The organism is Pantoea sp. EABMAA-21 (assembly GCF_030053335.1).
Lineage (GTDB): Bacteria > Pseudomonadota > Gammaproteobacteria > Enterobacterales > Enterobacteriaceae > Pantoea > Pantoea communis.
In genome coordinates this window covers 293,449-302,925 of the sequence record NZ_JASGBX010000003.1, presented here as the reverse complement: position 1 = coordinate 302,925, position 9,477 = coordinate 293,449, and the positions used below count along the sequence as shown (strand labels likewise).

Below are 9,477 nucleotides of genomic sequence, written 5' to 3'. Positions count from 1 at the left end.
CCTTTCTTTACCCTTTACCGCTGGCTGTGTGCCCAGCGGCGCAATAGACAACTTTTTATGATTTTGGGAACACCCGCAAAAGCGGCGTTACCCAATTGCTATTCATCATCTTGATGCGCAAGGCGCACCGGTAAATACCACTGGCGAGCGGCGGCAACAATTACCTGCACCGCCTCATCATCCAGCGTCCGGCTCAGGCGCTGCAGATAAGGATCGCTGCCTTCGCCCTCCACCTGAAAACCACCCTGCCAGGCTTGCAGCAATTTGTTCAATGCCTTTTTCTGCGTGGCGTCATCGTCCAGCAACTGGCCGGATTTTCGATCAAAACTGGCATCCAGCCACGCGCCACCCGATTTGTTCAGCAACATCAACGGTTCCGTCATCCCCGCCTGATAAGCCGTCACGTATTCGTTCAACAGTGACAGCGCAGACTCAGCGTCGATGGCTTTAAAACGCCAGCGGCTTTGTTTGCGCCCGTACATGCGGCTTTCTCCTTTGCCGCCCAGCGCGCAATAAACCAGATGCTCCAGCCACAATAGCAGACCATCGTTCATGTTCAGCACACCCGGACGCCAGCGTAACAGTCCATCAGCTTGCACCTGGGTTAACCAACCGGTCAACTGCACCCCATTCAGCGGCAGATTGATTTCCCAACTCTCTGAGGGCTGACGCTGTCCACTCACTTCCGCAGCCACTTCCTGCATCTCTTCGGTCTGGCTCTGCCAGAAAAGTTCCCCAAAAGCACCATAAGGCAGATTGCCCGCAGCGCGATGACGCGCATAAAGCTGCGCGGGATCCTCACCGTTGACCAGGGTATTCAGTAGCTGCGCATTGATTTGATAACGCTCCAGACTATCTGGCGCAAACGGCTCGCTGTCCGGCAATTCGCTCTCTTCCATCCAGAAAGCCACGCCCAGCCGCTGTTGGAACCAGGCCCGTACCGGATGACGCCAGAAGCGCAGCAATTGCTCAAGCGAGAGCGTTTCCAGCGGCAGTGGCGGCAACCGTTGCACAAAGTCTGGCTGTGCCACGCCACTGTCGGTAGCAGCAGGCAACCACTCTGCGGCGAAGCTCTGGCCGTAAGCGTCAGGGCGGAAGTTCTCCGCTGCAAAGGGCATGCGGCTGTGGAGCTTCTGTAAATGCTCACGTACACGCTGCTCGCTGACGTCGGGTTCGCACGCTTCATCGCCTGGCAGACAAAAACTCTGACCAAGATAATCCACCAACTCTGTCACCAGCACTGAGGGATAACGCTCGGTGTTGTCCTGAATCGCGCGGCCGATATAGCTGATGTAGAGCTGATGCTGTGCCGAAATCAGGGCTTCAAGGAACAGGTAGCGGTCATCATCACGGCGGCTGCGATCGCCTTTGCGTGCCTGCTGCTGCATCAGGTCAAAACCGAGCGGCGCCAGCGTGCGTGGATAGACACCATCGTTCATCCCCAGCAAGCAGACGACTTTGAACGGAATCGAACGCATTGGCATCAGGGTACAGAAGTTTATCGGCCCGGCCAGGAAGCGCTGACTGATACGCTGCTGATCGAGGCGCGAGCGCAACTCATCACGCAGTAAGGTGACGGGAATCGGTTGCTGATAATCAGCCTGCGTGCCCTGCTCAATAATCTGTTTCCACTGGGTTTCAACCAGCAGTAATGCTGCGTCGCTTTCGGCATCGCCGTTGAAGAAGCTGTCGATCAGCTCGCGGCACAGCGGCAACCACTCCGGTAGCGTACGCTCGCCAGTCAGTCGGGTGCGCCACGACTCTAAGCGAGAGAGCAATTCGGCCAGATGCCCGGCCAGTTCGGCAATCAATCCGCTGGATTCGTCGTAAGGCAGAATGCCCTGCCAGTCACCGTTGCGGCTTTCCAGCGCGTAACCCAGTAGCATGCGCTGCAGGCCAAAGCGCCAGGTATGTTGACCGGTGGCAGGCAGTGCCAATGCTTCGACGCTGGCATCATCCAGCCCCCAGCGAATACCGGATTCCATCACCCAACGGCGCAGCAGGCGCAGACCGCTTTCATCCACCGAGAAGCGCTGCGCCAGCGCAGGCACTTCGAGCAGTGCCAGCACTTCTTCGGAAGCAAAGCGGCTGTCTGGCAGCGCCAGCAAGCTCAATAAGGCCAGAATCGCCGGATGTGCCTGGCTGGCGCGGCGATCCGAGATGGCAAACGGCAGATAACGATCCGCAGGCGCACTGGCAAACGCCGCCTGAATGAAGGGCGCGTAGCTATCGATATCCGCCACCATCACGATGATGTCGCGCGGTTTGAGATCGGGATCGGCCTCCATCAGCGCCAGCAGATGATCCTGTAACACTTCCACTTCACGCTGAGCGCTATGACATACCTGCAGCGTGATGGTGCGATCATCAGGGTCGAGCACCCGTTTTTTGTGGCTGTTACCCAGTTCATCGGCGTGCAAACCGATCACGGCGTGGTCATCCAGGTTGAGCAGGTAGGCTTGCAGACTGTGTAGCAGGCTGTCCTGCGGCATCTCAACAAAGGCATCAATATCGTTAGCGGCGGATTCCATCTGACTCAGCAGAAACAGATTATCGCGCCCCAGTTTGCCCCACGAGGCCAATAACGGATTGGTGAGTTGTTGCTCGCCGAGTTCATTGAACAGCGTCGGCGCTGCTTCGGGATCGCGGAACAGCGGCTGTGCTTCTTCAGACTGCATGCGGCGACGTTTGCGGCTCTGCAATTTGGCGAGGAAAGCGTAATCCTGAATATCGCCCCAGTAGTGGCGGCAGGGGTTGGTGAACAGCAGGTGAATATCGATATGGCGGCCAAGCGCTTCCAGCGCCTGTAAATACACCGGCGGCAGCGCGGAGATACCACAAATAAACACGCGCTGCGGCAATCCCGCCGGTGGCGTTTCGGCCTGCTCCAGCGCATGGATAAAGCGCGCATACAGGTTGGCACGGTGCCACATCGGCTGGCCCAATTGTTCAGTGAACGCCACCAGATCGCGCCACAGCGGTGCCTGCCACTGTTGGGCATCGCTCAAGCCGTCGATGAGTTCTCCGCGCTCCCAACTGTTGAGCCAGTCAGATCGATACACCAGATACTGGTCAAACAGATCGGCCACGCGGGCGCTGAGCTGATAAAGCTTGCGCTTGTCATCGTCATCATTGAGGTAGTGACGCAACGGCTGAAAGGCCTCCTGCTCCAGCAAGGTGGGCAAGCGATGCATCAATTTCCAGCTCATGCTGGCTTTAGTGAAAGCGCTCTCCTCTGGAATGCCGGGCAGCACTTTGACAAACATGTTCCAGATAAAGGTCGCAGGGAGCGGAAAGTCGATATTCGCTGCAATACCAAAACTGTTTGCCAGTTCCATCTGCAGCCACTGCGCCATGCCGGGGCTTTGCACCAGCACCTGTTCGGCCGCGAACGCATCGTTCAGCGGCTGGTTTTCAATCAGAATACCTGCCAGATTTTTCAACAGATCAAGCTGATTGGAGTGGTAAACCCGGAACATAAATCTCCTTGAGAGGGAAAACAGCGCAGCCTGGTCACTCTACCCTGTATCGCTAACGATGCCTATCGCCGAGGTCACCTTAGTGACAATTGAGCTGAGCCAGGCTGGCACTGCGCTGTTGCGAGCTCGTCACCGTGACGCGCTCCAGCACGCATCCTATGCCCACACTCTGCTGCTGACGATCGATCTGCCAGCCCGCCACCTCACGCCCCAGCAAGGCTTGTCCGGCAACCTGCCACGCCTGGCGCTGCTGCCACTGTTGACTAAACCCTAAGGCCAGCGCGCGATGGTATTGCAACAGCGTGCTGATGGTCATCGCCAGCAGCAGCATCGCCACCAGCGTTTCTGCCAGGCTAAAGCCCTGCTGATCCTTCCTGCGGCTGGCAGTGCTCCGGTTTAGACAATGGACAGTAGTCAATCCAGCCGTGCGCCTGGGGTTGCAGCCGATGGCTGCGTGGTGAGACCCATTGCCAGAGGCGGAGATCACTCTTTTCATCCTGACCCGATAACAGCGCATTGCCCTCCTCCGTATGTAATAAACAGCTTAACCACTGGTGTACGGGCTGTTGCTGACATTGCCAGCCGGACGCCTCTGGCCAACTCTGCATCAGTCCCCATTGCAGCGCAGCCTGTGCCTGCGCAAAATCTTTATGGTGCTGCTGCGTATCGGCCACCAGCACCATACCCTGTGACAACTGCGTGCGTGTGGCATGCAGCGTCAGGCTGCCGAGCAGTAACAGCATCAGCACCATGCCCAGCGTGCTGTTGCCGTGCTGGTTCATAAGTTTCGTCCTTCAATCCAGTGCTCCACCTGCAGGCTTTGTCTACCCGATCGCCCCGTCAGATGGAGCATTAATCGGGTGCCTTGCCGCACCACGCTAAAATGTTCGATGGTGAGGAAAGCGGGATCGGTTAGGCGTTCCCAACCGTTGCCGTTGCAGTTATCCACCGCGCGCTGCATTTCCAGCTGCCCGCTGCGCAACCGATAGCCGTAAAAGTCGCTGTCACTGCTGCCCACATCTTCCCAGCGCCCATTGCTGTTTTCATCCCAGCGCAGCAGCACACAGCTGCCACTCGCAGCCAGAGTCAGTGCGGGGCCAGTACATTGCCCACGACAGTATCCCGCGCGCTGTAACGCTTTTTGCAGCGTATGAGAAAGCTGCTGTAGCTCCTGTTGCAATTGCACGCGCTGCTGCAGGCGCAGATTTTGCTCCAGCAGTAGCGGCAAAAATCGGCCCACACTCACCATCAATATCGCGCCTACTGCCAGAGCAATCAGCATTTCCAGCAGGCTGAAACCGGCCTCCGCTACTCGCACCCTTTTTCTCCGGTCTGGCAGGCGCGAATACGTGCTCGCGCAGAGATAATCACCCGCCAGCGACCGGCCGCATTTTCAATCTCAATGCTGCCAGGGCGCGCCACGTCACGCCGTCCAAAGAAACCCGGCTCGCCGATGATGGCACTGAAGCGTACCCCGGCATGCGGCGGTGCTAGCCACCAGCGTGAAGGCAGTTCACAGCCCTCCGCCGGTTTTACACCTACGCCCAAACAGCCGCGTTCGCCGGGAATCAGCCACAAATTGAGATCGCTGTTATGCCCGTTCGCATGGGCGCGCAGCCGTAACAGAAACCCCTGCAGCTGCAGCACGCTATCGCGCAGTTGTTGATGCTGCTGCCAGCGCTGCCAACTGTGCAGGGCGCCGAGGCTGAGTATGCCGGCGATCACCATCACCAGTAGCAACTCCAGCAGGGTGAAACCGAGATTTGCGTGTTTGTTCATGGCAGCCAATGTGCGCTTCAATCGAACAGGCAACAAGGCATCAAGCGGCAGGATGGAAAGCGTCGCGCAGGCTGTTTTCGCGCGGTACAGGCAGAGACAAATTTTTGCGAGGCGGATACAGATAACAGAGATAAAAAAGCCCCGCACAGTGGCAGGGCTTCAGCGTGATGACGCGTGCGTTTACACCGCAACCGGCGCTTTAATGGCCGGATGCGGGTCGTAACCCTCAATCTCAAAATCTTCAAAGTTGTAATCGAAGATAGAAGCAGGTTTACGTTTGATCACCAGTTTCGGCAGCGGGCGTGGCTCGCGCGTCAGCTGCAGCTGTGCCTGTTCCAGATGATTGCTGTACAGATGCGTGTCGCCACCGGTCCAGACAAAATCACCCACTTCCAGATCGCACTGCTGCGCCACCATATGCACCAGCAGCGCATAGCTGGCGATATTGAACGGCAGACCAAGGAAGATATCGCACGAGCGCTGATAAAGCTGGCAAGAGAGCTTGCCGTTTGCCACGTAGAACTGGAAGAAGGCATGACAAGGTGCCAGCGCCATCTGATCCAGCTCGCCCACGTTCCATGCCGATACGATGATGCGGCGTGAATCGGGATCGCGCTTCAACTGCTCAATCACTTTGCTAATCTGGTCGATCTCTTCGCCTGACGCACTGCCCCAGCTGCGCCATTGCTTACCGTAGACCGGTCCTAAATCGCCATTCTCATCCGCCCACTCGTCCCAAATCGTCACCTTGTTATCTTTCAGGTAGCTGATATTGGTTTCGCCTTTCAGGAACCACAGCAGTTCATGAATGATCGAACGCAGGTGCACCTTCTTGGTGGTGACCAGTGGAAAACCGTCCTGCAAATTGAAACGCATCTGGTGGCCGAAAATCGACAGGGTGCCTGTACCGGTACGGTCGGCTTTCTCTGCGCCTTCATTCAGCACATGTTGCATTAAATCCAGATACTGTTTCATTTTACCTCACGAGTTTGTTGCTGCGGACGACGACGAAACGCCCAGATCATCATAATCACACCGGCCAGAATCATTGGGATCGAGAGAATCTGCCCCATGCTGATGCCGCCTTCAAACAGGCCCAGTTGGGCATCCGGCTGGCGGAAGAATTCGACGATGATGCGGAAAGCGCCATAGCCAATCAGGAACAGGCCAGAGACGCTGCCCATCGGGCGCGGCTTGCGAATAAACAGGTTGAGGATGATGAACAGCACGATACCTTCGAGGAACAGCTCATACAGCTGCGAAGGATGACGCGGCAACACACCGTAAGTGCTCAGCAACTGCTGATACTGCGGATTGTTGGCCGCCAGCGCGATATCTTCACTGCGCGACCCCGGGAACAGCATGGCGAATTTGAAGTTGGGATCGACACGCCCCCACAGCTCGCCGTTGATGAAGTTACCGAGACGACCGGCGCCCAAACCAAACGGAATCAGCGGCGCAATGAAATCAGATACCTGGAAGAAAGTGCGTTTAGTACGACGCGCAAACACCAGCATCACCACAATCACCCCAATCAAGCCACCGTGGAACGACATACCGCCATCCCAGACTTTGAACAGATAGAGTGGATTATCGAGGAACAGTGGCAGGTTATAGAACAGCACATAGCCGATACGGCCACCGAGGAACACGCCGAGGAAGCCCGCATACAGCAGGTTTTCCACTTCTTCTTTTTTCCAGCCGCTGCCGGGTTTGTTGGCTCGGCGCACCGCCAGCCACATAGCAAATACAAAGCCCACCAGATACATCAAACCGTACCAGTGAAGCGAAATCGGTCCGATGGAGAAAATTACCGGATCGAATTGGGGAAACGAAATGTAGCCGTTAGTCATCTTTCACCATCGTTTTTTCTGCCCTGAAACGGGTCTGGCTAAGGGGTCATACCATAAAAGGCTGCGCATGATAGCACAGCCGCTTTTCACAATTGCCGTGGAAATGTAAACGCCGTTAACGGCCGCCGCGAATCAAACCGCCCAGGCCACGTCGTTCCATAAACGCGGACACCAGATGGCGCACTTCTGAAGCGGTATGGGCCGCCACACCATTTTCACTGAGCTTCTGCGTTTCCTCGTGATCGAGGTGACGCAACAGATACTTCACGCGCGGAATATTTTTACCGTTCATGCTGAGGTGGTGATAACCCATGCCCACCAGCAGCGCCACGCACATTGGGTCGCCGGCCATTTCACCACACAGGCAGAGTTCCAGTTTGGCCTGACGGGCTTCGTGGGCAATGCTCTGCAGCGCGCGCAGCATCGCCGGATGCAGCGGATCGTAGAGATTCGCCACACGGGTATTGTTGCGATCCACCGCCAGCAGATACTGCGTCAGATCGTTGGTGCCCACCGAAATAAAGTCCACGCGATCCGCCAGATGCGGGATCATAAACAGCATGGAGGGCACTTCGATCATCACGCCAATACGCGGTTTCGGGATCACATAGCCCAGCATCTCTTCCACTTCGCGACCGGCACGATCGATCAGCCGACGCGCATCGTCGATCTCATCGATATGACTGATCATCGGCAGCAGAATGCTGAGATTGCCGGAGGCCACGTTGGCACGCAGCATGGCGCGTACCTGCACCAGGAAAATTTCTGGCTGGTCGAGCGTCAGACGAATGCCGCGCCAGCCGAGGCAAGGATTTTCTTCACTGATCGGCATGTAAGGCAGCTGTTTATCGGCGCCGACATCCAGCGTACGCAACGTCACCGGCTTATCGTAGAACAGTTGCAGCATGCCTTGATATTGCGCGACCTGCTCCTCTTCCGACGGGAATCCGTTGTGCAGCATAAATGGAATTTCTGTGCGGTACAGGCCGATGCCATCCACCCAGTTATCCAGCTTCTGCTCATGCTCAGGGCTCAGGCCCGCATTCAGCATCACCTGCACCCGTTCGCCGCTTTTCAGCTCGCCGGGCTGCTCCACCACACCTTCAGCCATTTTGCTCAGCGCATTTTCTTCGCTGATCAAACGCTGATACTCCTGCACCAGCACGGGTTCAGGATCGATTAACAACTCGCCGCGATAGCCATCGACAATCAGCAGGCGTTTGTTGAGCTGCGCAGGGATGATATCCGCACCCATGACGGTGGGAATGCCCATCGCGCGCGTCAGAATAGCCGCGTGGGAATTGGCCGCACCGTCGCGTACCACCACACCGGCTAAACGCTCCGGTGGCAGCTCTGCCAGCGTGGTCGCGGTGAGTTCATCCGCCACCAGCACGAAGCGTTCAGGCCAGGCATTGGTGCCGACCAGCGTATCGTCGAGATGGAATAGCAGACGTTGTCCGAGCACGCGCAAATCGCCCGCACGCTCGCGTAAATATTGATCCTGCAGGCTGGCAAACTGTTCGGCGAACTTCTCGATCACCGTTTTCACCGCCCACTCGGCAACCGATCCGCGATCAATCTCGGCAAACAGATCTTTTTTCAAACGGGCATCGGTTAACAGGTGCGAGTAGAGATCAAAGATCGCCGCACTCTCTTTTTGCACGCTGGCGGTAAAGCGTTTGCTAAAGCGGCGAAATTCATTGCCCGCCTCGCCCATTGCCAGCACCAGACGCTCGCGTTCACGCTGCACATCCAGCGTGGAGGCCGCAGAGACTTGATCCAGCAAGGGCTGGGTTTCATCAACCCAACCGGGCGCGACCGCCACGCCAGGTGCCGCCGCGATGGCTTTCACCCGCGTCTGACGGAACTGACCAAACAGTTGGCCGAGCTGTGATTGCGATAACAAGCCCGCCATCTGCGTGGCCAGCGTCACCAGGAAGGATTCTTCGCTTTCGTCGAACTGACGATGTTCGCGCTGCTGAACCACCAGCACGCCAAGCAGTTGGCGACGGCTGATGATCGGCACGCCAAGGAAAGAGCGATAACGCTCTTCTTTAACAGAAGGAATGTATTTGAAGCTGGGATGGCTTTGCGCATCGGCAAGGTTGATCGGCTCGGCTAAACGTCCGACGAGCCCGACAATACCTTCATCAAACGCCAGCGTGACAGTGCGACCGCGCGGCTTTTTCAGCCCGCGCGTCGCCATCAGGTAGTAGCAACGACGATCGTGATCTGCGAGATAAACCGAGCAGACCTCGGTTTCCATCGCAAGGCAAATTTCGTTTACCAGAATGTCGAGTGCTTCATTCAGACGCGGAGCACTCGCCACTTTCTCTACTATTTCGCGCAACTGAGTGAGCATAAAG

At 56.9% G+C, this 9,477-nt stretch carries 8 protein-coding genes; all 8 read right to left on the bottom strand.

The genetic code is table 11. The annotated features are described in order from the left end of the window. Positions 1-98: 98 nt before the first annotated feature. On the bottom strand, positions 99-3,479 hold the full coding sequence (gene recC / locus QMZ65_RS06780) for an exodeoxyribonuclease V subunit gamma (RefSeq protein WP_283215649.1): 3,381 nt from the start codon (positions 3,477-3,479) through the stop codon (positions 99-101). Positions 3,480-3,558: 79 nt separating this feature from the next. Next, positions 3,559-3,831 (bottom strand): prepilin-type N-terminal cleavage/methylation domain-containing protein, encoded by a 273-nt coding sequence (locus QMZ65_RS06775; RefSeq protein ID WP_502921524.1) that lies wholly within the window; start codon positions 3,829-3,831, stop codon positions 3,559-3,561. A gap of 1 nt (position 3,832) precedes the next feature. After that, a complete protein-coding gene (locus tag QMZ65_RS06770; RefSeq protein ID WP_283215647.1) occupies positions 3,833-4,261 on the bottom strand; it encodes a DUF2509 family protein in 429 nt (142 codons plus the stop codon). Then, positions 4,258-4,797 carry a prepilin peptidase-dependent protein gene (locus QMZ65_RS06765; protein ID WP_211729275.1) on the bottom strand — a complete coding sequence of 180 codons (540 nt, stop codon included), beginning with the start codon at positions 4,795-4,797 and terminating at the stop codon, positions 4,258-4,260. The genes QMZ65_RS06770 and QMZ65_RS06765 overlap by 4 nt, the downstream gene beginning before the upstream one ends. After that, entirely contained in the window at positions 4,788-5,258 is a 471-nt protein-coding gene (locus QMZ65_RS06760) for a prepilin-type N-terminal cleavage/methylation domain-containing protein (protein WP_097117992.1), read from the bottom strand. The genes QMZ65_RS06765 and QMZ65_RS06760 overlap by 10 nt, the downstream gene beginning before the upstream one ends. Positions 5,259-5,438: 180 nt before the next feature. Beyond that, positions 5,439-6,233 (bottom strand): thymidylate synthase, encoded by a 795-nt coding sequence (gene thyA, locus QMZ65_RS06755; protein ID WP_045816400.1) that lies wholly within the window; start codon positions 6,231-6,233, stop codon positions 5,439-5,441. Then, positions 6,230-7,111 carry a prolipoprotein diacylglyceryl transferase gene (gene lgt / locus QMZ65_RS06750; RefSeq protein WP_034823111.1) on the bottom strand — a complete coding sequence of 294 codons (882 nt, stop codon included), beginning with the start codon at positions 7,109-7,111 and terminating at the stop codon, positions 6,230-6,232. Before lgt ends, thyA begins: the two co-directional genes overlap by 4 nt. Before the next feature lie 115 nt (positions 7,112-7,226). Continuing rightward, positions 7,227-9,473: a phosphoenolpyruvate--protein phosphotransferase gene (gene ptsP / locus QMZ65_RS06745; RefSeq protein WP_038645088.1), complete on the bottom strand. Its 2,247-nt coding sequence runs from the start codon at positions 9,471-9,473 to the stop codon at positions 7,227-7,229. Between the last annotated feature and the right edge of the window lie 4 nt (positions 9,474-9,477).